Origin of the sequence: Planctopirus limnophila DSM 3776 (assembly GCF_000092105.1) — a bacterium.
GTDB lineage: Bacteria > Planctomycetota > Planctomycetia > Planctomycetales > Planctomycetaceae > Planctopirus > Planctopirus limnophila.
Window position 1 is genome coordinate 1698790 of record NC_014148.1, and the last position, 16484, is coordinate 1715273.

Here is a 16484-nt window from a genome sequence, read left to right on the forward strand (position 1 = left end):
GCCAGATCATCGTCCGCGAATTCCATGATATTCCAGCGGGAATTCATAATCTTTGCGAAGTGGATACCCTTCCCAGTCTTCTGGACAAAGAATCCGCCGTAAATCGGGATGACCCTTAAAACGAATTCCAAACATATCGAAGGCTTCGCGCTCGTGCCAATTGGCCGCCAGCCAAAGGTCGGCAATCGACGGGATCTCGGGGAGTTCAGCGTCCTTGGACAGTTCATCTCCACCTGGTCGAGGCAAAATCACTTTCAAAGTCAGTGTCTGCCGACGAGAGAGTGAAAGCAGGTGATAGACGACTTCGAAACGTGGGTCGGCAATGACCGGTTTTTTCCCTGCCGGGCTGAACCAGTCAACGGCTGTCAGATCCGAAAGAACATTGAACTGGCAATCCTGGTGATCTCGCAGTATCTGGCAGGCCTGGCGAAGGGCATGGCTCTTCAGTTCGATCCACGAGTCGCCGGTGGCGGCTTCAACCAGGCGGACGGAACCACCGGGGAGTTGTTGCTCTAGCAGAGCGAATTCAAAAGTCGGGCTGGACATCGGTCACTCGTACCACATTCAAGATGTGCATTATCTGTGGGATGGATTGGCAATGGATTTCAATTCGTCAGCCCGCACCCAATCCAGGTCCCCCCGTTTCCAGAGGTAGGCAAACCCGACGAGGAGCACTGCAAAGAAGATGATGACATCAACAAATGACATCCAGCCTAATGCCAGTGCTGCCCTGGGATGCAGGCTGGTTGTTGAGGTTGCAGAATTTTGCTGAGAGGCTGAGGGAGAAAGTATCTCTGGAAAGAGTGTCGAAGTGAGATGATTGGCAGCGTCGGCAGAGATTGAAGTATCCGCCAGATGAATGGCTGAGCCGAACACCTGTGCCCAGGGGAAGAAGAAAACCAGTTCCACATCGAACACGATAAAGAGGAGTGCAACGACATAAAATCTGAGATCAAACTGAATAAAGCTCGATCCGATGGTTGGTTCACCACATTCGTAGATATCGTCTTTGGCAGCAGAAGGTCGGTCAGGTCGAATCCATCTTCCGATGACCAGCGGGATGACAAAGAGCACAACGCCGCAGAGAGTGAAGATCAATAAATGGCCAGCAACGTCTGTCATATCAGATAAGAACACTCGTCAGTGGAGAAACTGCCTGTCATCAACTGCAGGATTTCAGCCGGATTCGATCTAAGACGGATTCAACCTAAACGGAGGCATCACCGGAACCAGTATTGCCTGCACCCGTTTTGCCATGGCCTTCCGGGTTTTGCTGAGTTTCAGGACTCAGTGCATCTCTAGCTGGTAAGGAAATGCCTGATGGCGATATTCCAGAAGCTGAAATTATGACTGTGGGATCTGTCAGCCCTGTCGAAAGAGAGGGAGTGGCAATTTTTTCTTCAGTCTGAGGCTCTCCCTTCTGTTCCGCAGAGAGTGGAGAACGGATGTCCGCCAGATGACCGACACCATACCAGTGGGCAATTTCGGGCTCACCAATTTTCCACGAAAGTGTGGCATCGACACCATCAATTTTCGTCGGGAAATCAATCAGACCCACCGAGCGATCACGAACGACAATACCCAGTGCTTCCAGCTCGGCAACATAGCCTTCCAGGCGTTGTTCATCCTGAGCGAGGTGGTACTGAATCTGCTCGACTTCTTCCCGATAGGCCAGTGGAGCCGAGGAGTTGGCCCTGCGGTGCCGCGACTTCATCTCTTGCAGTCGGCTATGTCGAGCCAACAGATCTCGATGAAGTTCGACAATATCCTTCGTGATGGCCTGCACCAGCGGCATCGACTTCTTCGCAGATGCGAATGTATATCGCCTGGAACGTGTGGCGGGTGCTTGCACGGGCTAACCCTCTAAAGACAGGGAGTAGGAAAACCAGAAATGTCGTCTGTCGTCCAATTCATTCGTTGATCAGTTGCCCGAAAATGTCCGTCGGGCCAGTTCGATCAATATTCATTCTTTCGAAAAGCTTCTTGGAATTGTACCTGAGTCTTCTCGTGTCGTCGGCGGTGCCTGAGCCAATTTGTCGAAGTTTTTAGGAATGTCGTGCTGTTTGATTCAGTTTCCAGATGATAAAGAATTCAATTTTGTTTTGAGAAGTGACCCGAGTGTCACTCATCGCTCTGCCGCGTAAGCAAATTGGCAGACAATGTTCATGCTAAGTCGTTGAAGATTCGCCTTTGATCCACACAGGTTCATCGATCACTTTTGAGGCTGCTACTGCATTGGGTGTCAATGTGGCTCTTCCCCACGCAATTTCCAGGGGGAGCTTGGCATAGTCGACAACACAACCGTCTCGGTTGTAACAGCTCAAGTCGTGATTCGAGCCCATAAAAATACAATCGACAGGGCACGGATCCACACATAACGCACAGAACATGCATTTGGTGTAATCAATTGCGAATCCATCAACTTGAAAGCCCTTGCTTCCGGGAACTCGGGATTTGTTGATGTAGATGCAATCCACTGGGCACGCCACGGCACATTTATCGCAGCCGATGCATGTCGTCAGATCAAAACGATGGAAGCCCCTGTACCGTGCCTTGAGCGGGATGGGTTGCTCGGGATACTCATAGACTTCAGTGAAGGTCGGGCGACGGTAAGTCTTCAGCCACACTCGCAACGTGAGCCAAAGTCCCCGAATCACACTGCTGACAGCCAGCCAGACATTTTGTAACCAGATTCGCATCCATCACCGCCTTGAGCCCGACCAGCCATCGCTCACCAGATGATTATAGGCCAGTGAGAAACTGTCGCAAGGTCAGGATCATTTCCCCCAGTCTCTCTCAATCCAATGAAGAGATTTCTCACTCACTAGAAGTTCGCGACATTTGCGACAAATGTCCAAAAGTGCGACTATGCCGAAAGACATTGCGGTACAAACGATTCCTCAGTTGACGAAGGAGTCACTCCGCAGTTCTTTTTGAAGTCGATGATTGGCACAGGTCATGGATCAGCACTCATACACCACCCGACCTCTTATTGCCATCACGATGGGTGACCCGGCTGGAGTTGGCCCGGAACTTTGTGTCCGATTACTGGCTCAGCCCTCAGTTCTTGAAGATAGTTTGCCGATCATCTGGGGTGATGCTGAGGTGCTGGAGGCGGCCGCAGCCAGTACGGGGCAGAAGCTGGCAACTCCCGTGATCTCATTATCAGAATTTACCAAGGGCATGTCTGTCACCGGGCCGACCGTGATTGATTGCGGGGCCATTGAGCTGAGCCAATTCACGCCCGGAACTGTGAATGCTGCCACGGGTGATGCCAGTTTTCAGTACATTCAGCGAGCGATTGACGCTGCCCTTGCTGGACGGGTGGCGGCAATTACAACGGCTCCCATCAGCAAAGAGGCACTTCATCTGGCGGGACATCAGTTTCCCGGCCACACCGAGATTTTCGCCAGCAGAACTCAATCGAATCGCTGGTGCATGATGCAGTATTCGGAAGAAGTCGTGTGCACTTTCGTGACAGTCCACTGTGGGTATGCTGAAGTGCCGCAATTGCTGAGCACTCAGCGAATTCTGGAAGTTATTGAACTCACTCACGAAGCGTTACTGAAAATTCGTGATCGAGTGCCAAAAATCCTTGTTTGCGGGCTGAACCCGCATGCGGGTGAACATGGATTATTTGGACAGAGGGAAGAAGAACGCATTATTGCACCGGCTGTCGACATGGCCAGAAAGCAGGGGTTTTCGGTCGAAGGGCCACTCCCACCCGATACCGCATTTGTTCCAGCACGCCGACGCACTTCTGACGCAGTGGTCTGTATGTATCACGATCAGGGACATATCCCCGTCAAGGCACTGGCCTTTGATTCCGCAGTGAATACCACTCTGGGCTTGCCGATTGTTCGCACCAGTGTTGATCACGGTACGGCTCTGGACATCGCCTGGAAAGGTCTGGCGAATCCTGGCAGCCTCTATGCAGCCATCCGATTAGCAAACAAACTGGCGACAAAATCGCTCAAGATGTAGTCATTGGTAACAGCCGTTCCGGAGCAAAGAGTTTGATGACGCAGTCGGCGATGCGTTCGTTATCAATCTCATCAACAGCCGAGACAGGCTGAGCACCCACCACAAACTGGGGCTGTTCATCGGGGACATGGTGCTGTGCCTGAGAGACTTCGATGGGCTTGTTTTCAAGTAGGCTCCACAATGCGGCTCCATCCGAGACAGCCCGGCTCACTCGTGGTGGCAGATGGTGCAAAGGTTTTTCCGCAGCAGGAACCCAGCCCGCAGCTCGATAGTTTTGCAGAGCCGCTTGAAGTGCGGGGACAATCTCTTCGATAAGAGTCACCTTCTGGAAATCGACCAGACCAAACAGGAGTGGATTGATGCGACCTTCAATCAGCGAGCGGGCATCATCCGAGAAGGCAATCATCGGTTTGCCCAGGATCCAAGCCATCGCCGCTTCGGAAACTGCACCTTCATCCGGGACGCGACCATTGAGATTCCACACGATCGCATCGCAGGCAAAGACGAGTTGATAGACATCGAGTGCAAAGATTGCGCTGTGGAGGAACTGACCAGCGACAGCTTTTTCGTATCCCCGAGCGATCAAAACATCCAGCACCAGGCGAAATTCCATGCCATCGCGATGAGGCAGGTAGACCGGATAGCCAGCTGCGTTCAGTCGATTGGCGATCGAGGTCATTTCCTCGCGTTCGCTACTGTTGAACAGAGGACCGGCACAATAAACTCGCGGGAGCACATTCATCGACAGACTTTTCGCAAATTGTTTCTGATGAGAATACAGGTTGATCGATTCAATACCTTGCTTCAATTCAAAACCAGGGTTGAAGTCTTACGGCGATTCTCATCTGGTGATGTTGGCTGGAGTGGCAAGTCGTTATCCTGTGTAAAACACCTGACGGTGCAAACAAAGATGTTTTTGAAACTGATGACGATTGTTGGCGGGCGGTCTTGTATCAGCAAGAGTAGAGCCTGCGATGGCCGAGGCAATTGAGCGAATGTCGAAGAAAAACCGTGGTTCACGCTCGCCTCAACCGGCGCGATCTGTCGATTCCTCCCGATTGACTGGCAATGCAGCAACCTGGCAGCGTTTGCCGTGGCGAAGTTCCGGGGGGTGGCTGGGATTGGGGATGATTGGCCTGGCCATGTGCCTGCGGGACTGGCTTGGCAGCCAGCAGATGGCGAGTCAATTTGTCAGTTTGGTGACCGCACAAAAAATCAGTCTGGCGCTGGGAGGGAGCCTGCAAAGATTCATTGATCCCAGTGGTTTGAAAGTCTCGTATGATGTGCCGTTTGCCTCGACAATGATCATCAGCAGTCTGTTTGTCGTGATGGGCTGGCTGGTTGGTGGCTGGCTGTTGCCTCAGACTCTGGAAGGAACGGAAACAAGTTTACCTCTGGCAAAATCGACAGGTAATGCCCAGCCCGGAAGATACTCACTCTGGGGGAAAAAGTTCGGTCAAAGTTTATCGTGGCTGCTCGTGTGGCAATTGTGCTGGACAGTCGGCCTGCTGACGGGTTGGGAAAGTCTGGTTGGGGTGGTCGAGGCGAATGCTTCCATGACCTTGGCACTCTCGCTGGCCTGTGCTCTGTGGGCCTGGTGGTCACTCGGTTCTGAGCAGTCTCGGGGCCATGAACAGTCGGCACAACCGGCCGTGCCGCCAAACGACACTGCTTCGCTCGCATCATCTGCTGAGAAATCGAGTTGGCGTTCGTTGTTGGCTTTGACACTTGCCTACAGTCTGGTCTTTATCAGTATGAACTGGGCTCTCTGGTTCAATCTGAGAATTCCACATGGCGATTCGGCCATGTACGAAGAGCATTTGTGGAACATTCTGCACGGAAAAGGCTTCCGCAGTTACCTCGATCAAGGGTTTTTTCTTGGTGAACATCTGCAGGTGATCCACCTGGGGTTATTGCCTCTTTACTCGATCTGGAAATCGCACCTTTTGCTGGAAATGTGCGAGACGCTGGCACTGGCTAGTGGTGCTTTGATCGTCTTTCAATTGTGCCTGGTTTCAGGAGCTGGCCGTCGCGCGGGATTCTGGCTGGGGCTGGCTTATCTGATGTATTTCCCCATGCAGTTTCTGGATATCGAAATCGATCTCAAGACTTTCCGGCCCGAAGCATTTGGCATCCCGCTCCTCCTGCTGACACTCTGGCAACTGGAATTATGGCGGCTTGGCAAGGCGCCCATATGGCGCTGGCTGACCTGCCTGCTGATCACTTTGACGGTTAAAGAAGACTATTCGCTGATTTTTGGGCCGCTGGGCCTGTGGCTCATGGTGACTGTGGGTTGGCAGTCATCGGCAGTCATTCCACAAGAGGCAACAAGCAGTCTCTGGCAGCGTTGCCAGCAGTCGTGCTGGAGAATGGTCAAAACCCCTCAGGGAATCGCTGGTGGGATCCTGTTGGTAAGCTCTGTGGTTTATCTCCTTTTTGCGGTCAAGGTGGCGATTCCATTCTTCCGCGATGGAGAAGGCGTCCACTATGCCCGGTATTATGCTGAATTCGGCTCATCATTCACTGAGATTGCCTGGAATATGGCCACTCGTCCCGATCGAGTGCTGGGGCGGCTTTTGAACCTGCAGACCCTGATGTTTGCGATTTCTCTCTTGGCCCCACTGGGATTTCTTCCTCTGTTATCGCCCAGCCGCCTGCTGGTGGGAGTCCCGTTGTTTGGTCTGTTGTGCCTGAACAACATTGCTCAAGACCCCCGGCATCAATTTCATGCACCGCTGGTGGCCATTCTTTTGTGGGCGAGTGCCTATGGGATTGTTTCCGGTCGCGAATGGATTCAACGCATCCGAGCAAGACTGACAGCGGCAGGAGACTGGTCGATCCCCATTCGTCCCAATGAGAATTACGCTGGCTGGCAACCCGAAGGATTAGCGGTCTGGGGATTGGCCTGTGCCCTGCAAACTGGTCTCTGGTTTTCTCTTTCGCCTATGGGAGTCACGTTCTGGGATGCCAATTCGAACTGGTCGTGGCAGCAGCTCTATCGTCCCACGGAGCGGGCAGCCGCTTTTTCAAAAATTGCAGATCTGATTCCGGCCACTGCAAAAGTTGCCTCAACAGATTATGTCCATCCGCGTTATACTCATTATGAGCGATCGTATGATTACAGTAAGTATCCGCGGAAGGTGAGTGGGTACGAACTGCGTGTTCCCGAGGATACGGATTACATCGTGATTGACGCGCGTGGCCCTTACAGTGCGATCCACGAGCCGTCGCAAATTCCAGAATTTGCTCAGTATCCTGAGAAATGGGAACTCCTCCCGGACACGACAAATGGTTATTTTATTGTCTTGAAGAGACGATGGGAGTCTCCGTAGACCAGCTTTTCACTCCCTGAAAGTCTTTCCCAGGAGCCACACATGGTTGCCATTTTGCCAAGAGCGGGCCTGTTGACTGTCATCATCATCGGCTGTGCCGAAGTTGGTTTGGCTCAGAATCAGGCTGTGCAACTTCCTTCGGTGGGGCAGTCGAGTGCTGCGACATCTATCAGTGTGCCGGATGGTGGTCGAACTCTCATTGGTGGTAGTTCCCGTGGTTTGACCACGATGCCTTCCCGTTCGACCTTTCCCCTTTCCCGCGGGCCTGTGACCAGAAATCCGCTATTTGGTGGGCCGGCCTACGGTCGTTCACTGAGTGGTGGCTCGATGACGGCCAGTGTGCGGATCATCGATCTGCAGGAGATGGATCGTCAGATTCTGGCTTTATCCCCGGCAGAAAGCTCCGAAGCCGTTGAGCCCGATGCTCCCAAGCCAGCATTGACCGCGAATGATTATCTTCGCAAGGCCGATGAAGCCGAGGCCAAAGGCAAACCCAAAGTTGCCGAAATCTACCGGCGACTGGCAGCAAAACACACGACAAAAGAGACAGATCGTTAATCACCCTCGGGACAGCGACTACATCTTTTCGGCAACGCGGATTCCCAGTAGACCAAGCCCTTCCTTCATGACTCGGGCTGTCCAGTCGCATAACAGCAACCGGCTATTGCGGATCGAGTCATCGGTCTCTTTGAGAACCGGGCATTCGTCGAAGAACGTGCTGAATCTGTTGGCGGTTTCGAACAGATACTGCGTGAGAACATTGGGTCGATATTCGGCAGCCACGTCGTGAAGGGCTTCACCGAATCGAACCAGCTGTAAAGCGAGCATGCGTTCGTATGGCTGCGTCAATCGAAGGGGATGTTTCCCTTTTCGCAACTGTTCGATGTCGATGCCACCCTTGCGAAAGATGCCATGAGTTCGCGCATAGGCGTACTGCATGTAGGTGGCAGTGTCTCCCCTGGTGGCGAGCATTTTTTCAAAGCTGAACGTGTAATCGCTCTCGCGGCTGTGGTGCAGATCGGCGTAAATGATCCCACCAATGCCCACGATTTCGGCAATCGCCTGCCGGGTGGTATCATCGAGTTCAGCACCTGTCGGCTTGCCATCATCACCGGCATTGACAATCTGTCGAGCCCGCACAACCGCTTCATCGAGCAGGCTTTCGAGGCCAACAGTGTCGCCAGATCTCGTTTTGAATGGCCGCTTGTCTTCACCGAGGATGGTGCCAAACTTGACATGCGTCAGCTCGACATTGCTGTAGCCTAGTTTGCGTGCTGTCGCAAAGAGCATGTCGAAATGCTCGCTCTGGCGGCTATCGACCACGTAGAGAATGGCATCGGCCTGCAAAGAATCCACACGATACTCGATGGTGGCGAGATCGGTTGTGGCATACGTGAAGGCGCCGTCGCTTTTGCGAACAATGAACGGAGCTTCGTATCCTTCAATGAACACACACTGCGCACCCTGACTGGTTGTCAGCAGTCTGGCTTTTTCGAGTCGCTCGAGCACTCCGGGGAGCATCGGGTTGTACCAGCTCTCACCGAGTGTCATGTCAAACTTCAGATCAAATCGAGCGTAGAGTCCTTCGAGAGCCTTGAGGCAATCGGGCAGGAACTGGTTCCAGAGAGCCAGATTCTCGGGATCTCCGGCATGCAGCTTCGCCGTTTCTAATCGGGCTTCTTCAGCAATGCGGGGATGTTTTGCAGCAATCTCCAGGAGTTCAGGATCACTCTCGACAGCCGTGATTTTTTTGGTGGCACTCTCCAGTGCCTCTGTTGCTTCTTTGAGTTCAGCTTCCGCTTTTTTTACCTGCTGCTGAAGTTCCGGAGATTTTTTGACTCCCGATTTCGCGGCATACGTCAATTGTTCCTGGGCTTCTGCCAGACTTTTTGTCGCTGTGGGAACTCGGGCTTCGATCTCGCTGAAAGTCGATTTCAGGGCGTGATAATCGGAAAGTTGATTGACCAGTCGATACAGCCTTGCGAGTTCCGCTACGGGGGCGGCCTCAAACGCCTTTTCATGACGGAAGTTCTTGTACCCGAAAATGATCATGCCGAACTGAGTGCCCCAGTCTCCAATGTGATTATCACTCTGGACGGAATGCCCCAGCTTTTTCAGGACTTTGTAAAGAGCGTGGCCAATGACTGTGCTACGCAGGTGGCCGACATGCATGGGTTTCGCCACGTTCGGCGAAGAAAAATCGACAATGTACCGTCGTGAAGGTGACGCCGGCTCGAGGCCTAACTGCACATCATGGGCGCATTCTGTGGCTGCCTGTTCGAGCCACGACTCTTTCAATTTCAGATTGATAAACCCGGGCCCGGCAACGGTGGCAGGTTCGCAGATGTCATCGATCTTCAACCCCTGCACGATCTGCTCGGCAATTTCGCGCGCGGGTTTCCCGACCGACTTCTGCATCGGCATCGCGCAGTTGGCCTGGAAGTCGCCAAAGCGGGTGTCTCCGGCTGGCCGGAGCATATCGACAAAATTTTCAGGCTCAGGTGTTAATGGAACCAGAGCATCGCGAAGTCGCTGTCGGAGGAGTTGGAGCAGATTCACGGGGAAGGTTCACTTCACTGAGAGGCTGACATCATTGTTGATCGAGCAATTTTCGACAGGCAACGATTCGTGTCATCAAAATGGCATTTAAGAGATCTGGACGGCACCACTGGAGAGGAGCTTTTTCCAGTCCAGTCGCGGCGCATCAGACCAGAGACCTTCGAGGTCATACAGTTCACGGGCCTCAGCGACAAACACATGCAGGATGACTGTACCGAAGTCCTGCAGCATCCACGACTGACTTTCGCCCCCTTCGAGAGCTGGAAGTGCCTGATAACGTTTTTTGAAAATCCCTCTGACTTCTTCGATAAGTGCCGCTGTCTGCCTGAGATTTGTGGCAGTGGCAATGACGAAGTAATCGGCAATCGGCGTGATTTTTGTCAGGTCGAGGAGTACGACGTCTTTGCAACGGAATTCTTCCGCCAGACGGGCACAATGGCAGGCATTCTTCAGTGAATCCTGCTGCTGCAGTACGAGTTCCTGCTGATAGGTGGTCTCGTCATAAATTTTCGTGGATGTCATGAACTCAAGCTCTTGCAGAGGCGAAAAGGCAAAATGTTGATCAATCCTGGCAGCCAGCCGATACGAGTGACTACTGGTATTTCTCAATAGCTGACAGGTTGATCAACTGTTTCTTATGTGAATCGATTATGCTGATATCGTCGCTGATCTGTCATGTTGATGCAAGCAACAGCCAATAAAGGGCTTAAAAACAAAGCTCTTCAACTGAAAACCTGATTCCACCTATCCCAGAAATCAATGGCGAGTGGAGAGTCCATCAAGCATGCTTGCTCCGAGCCGCAAGCATGGCACGCAAATCGCAGCTGAATCATAGAATCCGCATGACACTTCAAATCGGATTGGCGGGCCAAACTCAGGTCGACAGGATCTTGATGACACTGCCCGAATCCAACGGGTTCATCGAACTTTTGGCAGGATCACTTCTGACGCGATCGATTGATATGATTCACAAGTGCGGGAAAGATCTTCTGTCAAAGTTAAAATTATTCGCCATTTGAAAACATTCTTATGAAACTGACTGTTCTTGGTGCTGCCGGTGAAGTGACTGGCAGCCAGCATTTGATCGAGACGTCAACGAGGCGGCTTCTGCTCGATTGTGGTCTTTTCCAGGGCCATCGTGCTGAATCCCGTGCGAAGAACAGTCATTTTCATTGCCGCCCCAAAGAGCTTGATGCGGTCATTCTTTCGCATGCTCATATCGATCACTGCGGGAATCTTCCCGGTTTGTATAAAGCGGGTTTTCGAGGGCCGATCTTCTGCACGCCACCCACTGCTGAGATTGCGGCGGTCATGTTGCGGGATGCCGCCAAGATTCAGGCGGAAGATGCGGAACATCTGCGGCGGCATGTGGATCCTCGCGACGCACGAGCCATCGAACCGTTATACACCGAAGAGCATGCCAGAGCCGTCTGTGATCTCTTTGAAACGATTCCTTATGGTCAACGGGAAGATGTGGGCAAAGATGTTCGCATGCTATTTCGAGAAGCCGGCCATATTCTCGGTTCGGCAATTGTAGAGCTCGATCTGGAAGAACAGGGGGAGTGGAAGCGCGTGGTCTTCACGGGTGATCTTGGCAGGCGCGGATTGCCGATTCTGCGTGATCCGCAACTGGTCGATCGATGCGACCTGCTGATTACCGAAGGAACCTACGGGAACCGGATTCATCCGGAAGCGGGTGCTCAGGAACTTGAACTCCAGCGCATCATTCAAAGAACTGCCGCCCGCGAAGGACGTGTGATTATCCCCGCGTTTGCGCTGGGGCGAACTCAAAACATTCTGTACTACCTCAATGATCTCAATAATCAGAACCTGCTTCCGCGGATCCCGATGTATGTCGATAGCCCGCTTTCCAGGGAACTCACGCAGATTTATCTGCGGCATTTGAACGAAATGGATGCGGCGGTGCAGCGTGTCCGGCAGGCTGATGAGCATCCTTTCAGCTTTCCGGGACTGCAATTCATACGAACACCTCAGGAAAGTGCCTCGCTCAACTATCGCAAAGGATCATTTGTGGTCATTGCTTCGAGCGGCATGTGCGAAAGCGGTCGCGTGGTTCATCATCTCAAGCATGGCCTCGCTGATGAAAAGAACACCGTGATTTTGATGGGGTTTCAGGCTCAAGGAACACTCGGGCGGCGTCTACAGGAACGCCGATCCCCTGTGAAAGTGCTGAATCGGGAAGTGGAAATTCGAGCCGACATCGAGTGTCTGACTGGCCTTTCGGCTCACGCCGATGCGGCCGACTTCCAGTGGTGGTTCGGCGAACTTGGTAAGAGTGGAGGTTGCGGAAAAGCCGTCGTGGTGCACAGCGAGGAAGGGCCAGCCGCAGCGACTGCCTCCCTTTTGGCCGATGTTTGTGATGAGCCGCCAATAGTTCCCAAGCCGGGTGAAGTGATTGAGTTTTAGAGCGTTTGTGAATTTCCTCTTGGAAATGACAAAGCAAAAGAAAATGCCCGGCTCCACTTTGAAGCCGGGCACTTATAGATGTCGTATCAATCAGATCTATTCCACCGTGACGCTCTTGGCGAGATTGCGGGGGCGATCAACGTTGCAGCCGCGGAGCAGGGCGATTTCGTAGGCCAAAAGCTGCAGTGGGACTGATGTCACCATCGGCTGGAGGTATTCATCGACATCGGGCACATAGATCACGTCGTCTGCCAGTTCAGCGACTTTGTCGTCACCTTCACAGGCGATGGCGATAATCGGGCCACGACGGGCACGGACTTCTTCCATGTTGCTGATGACTTTGGGGTAAATCTGACAACGGGGAACGACGAAGACACTGGGCGTCTGTTCGTCAACCAGCGCGATAGGCCCATGTTTCATCTCGGCGGCAGGATAGCCCTCGGCATGGATGTAACTGATTTCCTTCAGCTTGAGAGCCCCTTCCAGCGCGACGGGGAAGTTGTGCAGACGTCCCAGGTAAAGGAAGTTTTCAGCAGTGTAGTACTTTCGAGCGATCTCTTTGACGCGGTTATGGCATTCGAGCGTCTGGCGAATCTTGTCGGGCATTTTTCGCAGGTTGGCAATCATGCGCTGGCCCGCCGGATAAGAAAGGTGGCGAATGCGTCCCATGAAGAGTGCGAGCAAAGTGAGGACTGTCACCTGGGATGTGAAGGCCTTGGTCGATGCAACACCCACTTCCGGGCCGGCATGCAGATAAATTCCACCGTCGGCTTCGCGGGCGATTGACGACCCGACAACGTTGCAGATGGCGAGAGTCGGGTGTCCTTTGCGTTTGCATTCACGCATGGCCGCCAGAGTATCGGCAGTTTCCCCACTTTGAGTGATGGCGAAGACCATTGTTCGCTCGGACATGGGGGGATTGCGATAACGCAGTTCGCTGGCATATTCGACTTCGACAGGTATGCGGGCAAACTCTTCGATGATGTATTCACCCACGAGACCTGCATGCCAGCTCGTGCCACAGGCTGTGAGCACGATTCGGTCAATGCGGCGGAGTTCCTGCGGGTCGAGATTCAGGCCACCAAATCGTGCCGTGGCTTCATCATCGTCGAGTCGTCCACGGAAGGCGTTTTCAATGGATGTCGGCTGCTCAAAGATTTCCTTGAGCATGTAATGTTCAAACTGCCCGAGCTCGGTATCCGATGCGGTTTGTTCGAGCACACGAATGTGAGGAGTTTGAGAGCCGGTATCGCGATGCAGAATTTCCAGAGAATTTGCAGTGATCATGGCGATTTCGTGGTCATTGAGGTAGACCACCTTGTCGGTGTATCCCACCAGGGGGCTGGCATCGCTGGCCAGGTAATGTTCGTCTTTGCCGACACCCACGACTAATGGGCTTCCCAGGCGGGCGGCAATGAGCAGACCGGGTTTATCTCGAAAGAGAACACCCAGGCCGTAAGTCCCTTTGAGTTGCTTCAGGGTCAGTTCAACCGCTCGCAGATAGGTTGCGTTTGAGTCGGGATCTGCACCGAGCTTGAGTTCTTCTTCCAGTTGGTGCGCCACCAGATGAGCAACAACTTCAGTATCGGTCTGTGAGTGGAAGACGTAGCCGAGTTCCTGGAGCTGGCTGCGAAGGGTCGCGTAGTTTTCGATCACACCGTTGTGAACGAGGACGACTTCACCATTTCCGCCGGTATGCGGGTGAGAGTTGTTATCTGAAGGCTGACCATGTGTCGCCCAGCGTGTGTGGCCAATGCCATGAGTGCCAGTCACCGGGCTCGCTTTTAAGAGTTCAGCAAGTTGACCGACTCGCCCCGTCTTTTTGCGAACAGCAATCGTATCGCCGGATTGAACTGCGATTCCTGCGCTGTCATACCCTCGGTACTCAAGACGAAACAGACCTTCCAGCAGGTAGTTTGACGCTGGCTTGGCGCCGATGTAGCCGACGATTCCGCACATCTGATTTTCCCGAAAGGAACTGTGAAACGAACAAATTTGGAACGTGGTTGATGAAACCGGATTTCTGGATATTTCTGAAGCTTTATGCAGATGATCAATTGTGGCAACATCAGTTTTGGCAAAGTGGTTACGTCGTTGCCTGGAGATGTCTACTGACCTTGTGGAATGTGCTATGTCTGGGCCGCATGGGTCGCAAACCAGCGGACAGTTTCCTGGAGTCCCTGGGCGAGGTCAAAACCTGGTTTCCAACCCAGATGGGCAGCAGCTCTGGCGGGACAAACGAGGCTGGATCTCAGATCACCGGCTCGGGCTGGCCCGTAATTCATCTCCGGTAGATTGAGCTGGATCCCTTCCTGTGCACGCAGTGCAATGAGCTGATCGCGAACACACGAAGCCAGTTGATTGACATCTGTCGGAGTGGCTGTGCCAATGTTGAAAGCGTCGAAATGTGTCGGCAATGTCGATTCCATTGCCAGGGCATTGGCGAGAGCCACATCTGGCCCGTAGACATAATCTCGAATGTATTTGCCATCGCCATTGATGGTGGGTGCCTGACCAGCGAGCAGTTTCTGGCAGAAGATGGCGACGACACCCGCTTCACCGTGAGGGTTTTGCCGGGGGCCATAAACGTTGGCATAGCGTAAGGCGACGCCCTGCATTCCTCGCTCACGGGCGAAGAATTCCAGATATTTTTCGCCAACCCACTTACTGATTCCATAAGGCGAGATGGGTGCTGCGGGGTAATCCTCGGCCGTGGGGACAGAGACATCCCCGTAGAGTACGCCTCCGGAAGAAGCAAAGACAATTCGTTTTGCACTGACAGCGGCGGCTGAATCGAAGACGTTCAGTAATCCCAGAACGTTGACTTCGGCATCGAAAACAGGCTCACGGACAGAGCGACTGACAGACATCTGTGCCGCCTGATGAGAAACCCAGTCAGGGCGAACTTCTTCGAAAATCTCTCGAATGCGAGAGCCATGGCGCAGATCAGTGACGAAGAGTGGAACGCCCTGAGGAAGATTTTTCGGACTGCCTGACGAAAGATCGTCGATCACAAATGGTTGATGTCCACGGGCGATCAAAGCATCCACAATATGGCTGCCAATGAAGCCGGCCCCGCCTGTTACGATAACTTTCATGCGCGCATTGCTTCCGCTGGAATGAGATGGTTTTTCAAAGCATAGCTCGAAGAACATAAGTGCATATCTAAAAATCGAAAAGGGATGTTTGTTTCTCTATGACCAGATGCCAGGGAGATGAAGCTTTTGCTTGCTCAGTGCTTGAAATTGGAAAGAACGTGGTCATGTGGAAGGGAGTGTCCTTCAAAGATCTGATGTTCAGGTTTTTGAATGGAAATTGACCTTGCTGAATATTGGCAGGGAGTGCTATGAGACCAACTTGAATTGATGAACAACTGCATTTCCGAACTTCCCGTCACCGATCGAATGCGAGTCTTCCCGCAGTATGGAGGAAGAATCAGGGCCTCCATACCCATTTTGAACAGGCGCCAGACTGATGCTGGCTACTCACCGGGTTCCCTACAGGCAGCAGACCGTGAAACATTTGAAATGTTTAGCTGTTTTATCGATATGTGTGATCGCTGCTGCGGGTTGCAAGATGGGCTCTGTTGGTCAGGCTCTTTCTGGAGTGCCATCGCAATCTGAGCCTCCCGTCAAATCGTTTGATCAGCCTGTGGTTGAGAAGTCGAGCCCGGCAAAAGATCGCGTCGCCCGAGCCTTGGAAGAGGATTCGCAAGACGATGGATTCGGGTTTGAATAATTGCCGGGAAATGATGTGAGTTTGAGTTTTGATTGCAGATTTTGAACCGCATGCAGTTGAGGTTGAATTTTAAAGAGAGAACTGGCCATGGGGCGGAGGATTCACACCAGGTTTATGGCCGGCTTGGGGCTGATTCTCGTGCTCTGGAGTGGCAACACGGGCTGCATTACTCAGCGAAAGAGTTTTTCTTTGGATAGCAACTCGCGAGTTCCATTTTTTGGTCTTGAGCTGGCACCGAATGACCGCTCGACTCAAAACGAAATCCGCTCGATTACTCACTCCCAGTCAGCGACTCGAAGCTGGAGTGATCCCTTTGGTAAAGAGTCGAAGAAACGTTTGTCCGCTCCCCGAGTTCCATTTCCTCGAACTGACAAAGAGTCGTCAGTTCCAGTTGATCTGGAGAAAGATGTCTCTGATCAGTTCTAAATGGTTGATGCTTGATCG

Annotated in this window: 15 protein-coding genes; 6 read left to right on the plus strand and 9 right to left on the minus strand. The window is 52.8% G+C overall.

The genetic code is table 11. From position 1 onward, the window contains the following. Positions 1-6: 6 nt before the first annotated feature. The 4 genes from PLIM_RS06865 to PLIM_RS06880 all read right to left on the minus strand — a co-directional run bounded on the left by PLIM_RS06865 (position 7) and on the right by PLIM_RS06880 (position 2699). Positions 7-546, minus strand: a complete 540-nt coding sequence (locus PLIM_RS06865) for an NADH-quinone oxidoreductase subunit C (protein WP_013109595.1) — start codon at positions 544-546, stop codon at positions 7-9. Positions 547-576: 30 nt separating this feature from the next. After that, positions 577-1122, minus strand: coding sequence for an NADH-quinone oxidoreductase subunit A (locus tag PLIM_RS22585; protein WP_013109596.1), 546 nt, complete (start codon positions 1120-1122; stop codon positions 577-579). Positions 1123-1207: 85 nt separating this feature from the next. Continuing rightward, entirely contained in the window at positions 1208-1852 is a 645-nt protein-coding gene (locus tag PLIM_RS25130) for a DUF2203 domain-containing protein (protein WP_013109597.1), read from the minus strand. A gap of 316 nt (positions 1853-2168) precedes the next feature. Beyond that, a complete protein-coding gene (locus PLIM_RS06880) occupies positions 2169-2699 on the minus strand; it encodes a 4Fe-4S binding protein (RefSeq protein WP_013109598.1) in 531 nt (176 codons plus the stop codon). A gap of 259 nt (positions 2700-2958) precedes the next feature. On the opposite strand from PLIM_RS06880, the gene pdxA reads away from it, so the two are divergent. Then, positions 2959-3984 (plus strand): 4-hydroxythreonine-4-phosphate dehydrogenase PdxA, encoded by a 1026-nt coding sequence (gene pdxA / locus PLIM_RS06885; protein ID WP_013109599.1) that lies wholly within the window; start codon positions 2959-2961, stop codon positions 3982-3984. Here the strand turns inward: pdxA and PLIM_RS22590 are convergent. Next, positions 3974-4792 carry a nucleoside 2-deoxyribosyltransferase gene (locus tag PLIM_RS22590; protein WP_230849421.1) on the minus strand — a complete coding sequence of 273 codons (819 nt, stop codon included), beginning with the start codon at positions 4790-4792 and terminating at the stop codon, positions 3974-3976. The two genes, pdxA and PLIM_RS22590, sit on opposite strands and share 11 nt — an antisense overlap. Before the next feature lie 166 nt (positions 4793-4958). Here PLIM_RS22590 and PLIM_RS06895 point away from each other — a divergent pair, with 166 nt between their 5' ends. Both PLIM_RS06895 and PLIM_RS06900 read left to right on the plus strand, forming a co-directional pair. Further along, positions 4959-7316 (plus strand): DUF2079 domain-containing protein, encoded by a 2358-nt coding sequence (locus tag PLIM_RS06895; RefSeq protein ID WP_013109601.1) that lies wholly within the window; start codon positions 4959-4961, stop codon positions 7314-7316. A 42-nt stretch (positions 7317-7358) separates the two neighbouring features. Further along, entirely contained in the window at positions 7359-7874 is a 516-nt protein-coding gene (locus tag PLIM_RS06900) for a hypothetical protein (RefSeq protein ID WP_013109602.1), read from the plus strand. Between the two features lie 18 nt (positions 7875-7892). Here PLIM_RS06900 and argS read toward each other — a convergent pair whose 3' ends face one another. Both argS and rsfS read right to left on the minus strand, forming a co-directional pair. Continuing rightward, positions 7893-9875, minus strand: coding sequence for an arginine--tRNA ligase (gene argS / locus PLIM_RS06905; RefSeq protein ID WP_013109603.1), 1983 nt, complete (start codon positions 9873-9875; stop codon positions 7893-7895). A gap of 87 nt (positions 9876-9962) precedes the next feature. Next, positions 9963-10397: a ribosome silencing factor gene (gene rsfS, locus PLIM_RS06910; protein WP_013109604.1), complete on the minus strand. Its 435-nt coding sequence runs from the start codon at positions 10395-10397 to the stop codon at positions 9963-9965. 507 nt (positions 10398-10904) lie between these two features. On the opposite strand from rsfS, the gene PLIM_RS06920 reads away from it, so the two are divergent. Then, on the plus strand, positions 10905-12302 hold the full coding sequence (locus PLIM_RS06920; RefSeq protein WP_013109606.1) for an MBL fold metallo-hydrolase: 1398 nt from the start codon (positions 10905-10907) through the stop codon (positions 12300-12302). Between the two features lie 96 nt (positions 12303-12398). Here PLIM_RS06920 and glmS read toward each other — a convergent pair whose 3' ends face one another. Further along, positions 12399-14261 (minus strand): glutamine--fructose-6-phosphate transaminase (isomerizing), encoded by a 1863-nt coding sequence (gene glmS / locus PLIM_RS06925; protein ID WP_013109607.1) that lies wholly within the window; start codon positions 14259-14261, stop codon positions 12399-12401. Between the two features lie 170 nt (positions 14262-14431). Further along, positions 14432-15400 (minus strand): NAD-dependent epimerase/dehydratase family protein, encoded by a 969-nt coding sequence (locus PLIM_RS06930; RefSeq protein WP_013109608.1) that lies wholly within the window; start codon positions 15398-15400, stop codon positions 14432-14434. Between the two features lie 478 nt (positions 15401-15878). Between PLIM_RS06930 and PLIM_RS24365 the strand changes: the two genes are divergently transcribed. Both PLIM_RS24365 and PLIM_RS06940 read left to right on the plus strand, forming a co-directional pair. Further along, positions 15879-16040 (plus strand): hypothetical protein, encoded by a 162-nt coding sequence (locus PLIM_RS24365; RefSeq protein ID WP_155523243.1) that lies wholly within the window; start codon positions 15879-15881, stop codon positions 16038-16040. 87 nt (positions 16041-16127) lie between these two features. Further along, entirely contained in the window at positions 16128-16466 is a 339-nt protein-coding gene (locus PLIM_RS06940) for a hypothetical protein (RefSeq protein ID WP_013109610.1), read from the plus strand. Positions 16467-16484: the final 18 nt, after the last annotated feature.